Below are 1,333 nucleotides of genomic sequence, written 5' to 3'. Positions count from 1 at the left end.
CCTGAGGGATCCCCACGAATTTAATAGCATGCTTGTGGATCCTTGATTAACGATTGTAGAGTCTTAATTCCTGCTCGCCAGTGAGACTTCAGCAGCCTCAAAGATTTATCTTTGTAAGCTCTTAATCCTATAAATTGGTTTGATAAAACATTACGATGTTTGATCGAATTCGCTTGGTATTGTCTATGCTTATCAGCAGATTTAACTGCCAACCCTAACAGGTATAACATAAATTGGGATAAGCAGGCGATGAGTAGCAATACGCTGAGCTTATGCGTAATCCTTGAGCCACTATCATTCATTTTTAAACCCGTTTTGACATCCCTAAAGCTCTCTTCTATTTGCATCCTTGTCGCATAAATTTTAACGATCCTTTTAGCTGTATCACTGCTACTGCATAGCGATGTTGCCAGTAACCACGGCTCTTTCTCTCGCTCGGCACTTGCTCGTGACTGTTTACTCAGTCTAGCTTTATCACCTGTGGCCACTTTGTCTTTTCGCCCTTTAGCATTGCGTTTAAAAATCACTAAGCGAGATTTAAAAGCAGTCTGCTCACCTAAGTAATATATACCTAGATTTTTGGCATTTGAGTTTGCTTGGACATGCAATTTTTTAACAGCAAACCAATCATCCTCAACATGCTTTTTACAGTGAGTTCTATTTCTAAATCGCCCTACGTAATCCCAATTGAGTGACAATATTTGCTTAAACCATGGAATTCGAAATCCTGCATCAGTAACGATAATAGGCTTGCAGTCATGAGGTAGCATCGCCTTAAGTTTAGTCATAAACAATAAATGAGTTTTTGGTTTCTCTTTTTTGTTTAGGGGATGTATTTCCTCATAAAGTGTCAGTGATCGTCCCTGAGCCGCCAGAGATGCTCGAATGAGAAAATGCTGCTTTCGGTCATCAAGATCTGACCAATCGATATGAATAATGGGTTGCTTCATTTTCCCGACTAGCAGGCAGGTCATACGGGTGTATATAAACTCAATTTCACGATGTAAGTGGCTATTACTACAGAGCCTATCTACACGCTTAATCTTATGCTTTTCCTTTGCTTTATTCGTTATATTCCGGCCAAGTCCTGTGATAGAAAGCGAGCCACCGTTCATTGAGCTTTCAATGACAGCAAACAAACTCAAGCGGAGTGTTTTGTGCATTAATGGGGTGACAAACGATAGGCATTTTGATAAAACTTGTTTCGCATTCATGGCATTTACTCGTGGTAATATTTGTTTGGCGATAAATTTGATCACCAAATGCCATGAATGTTCCTCAGTTTTTAACCTATCTCATTATTTTTATTCATTCTTTTGTGGGGATTCGTCAG

General features: G+C 39.5%; 1 protein-coding gene. It reads right to left on the bottom strand.

The window, feature by feature from the left end; genetic code table 11:
- Positions 1-20 precede the first annotated feature (20 nt).
- Entirely contained in the window at positions 21-1,214 is a 1,194-nt protein-coding gene (locus AAEY94_RS20580) for an IS4 family transposase (RefSeq protein ID WP_350979893.1), read from the bottom strand.
- Positions 1,215-1,333: the final 119 nt, after the last annotated feature.

This window comes from Shewanella sp. AC34-MNA-CIBAN-0136 (assembly GCF_040309945.1).
In the GTDB taxonomy this organism is placed as follows: Bacteria; Pseudomonadota; Gammaproteobacteria; order Enterobacterales; family Shewanellaceae; genus Shewanella.
The sequence above is the reverse complement of the archived record's forward strand: the minus strand, read 5'-3'. Positions and strand labels throughout refer to the sequence as shown.

Excerpts from the sequence above, each read along its gene's own strand:
- AAEY94_RS20580 (WP_350979893.1), bottom strand. The coding sequence starts at position 1,214 with ATGAATGCGAAACAAGTTTTATCAAAATGCCTATCGTTTGTCACCCCA.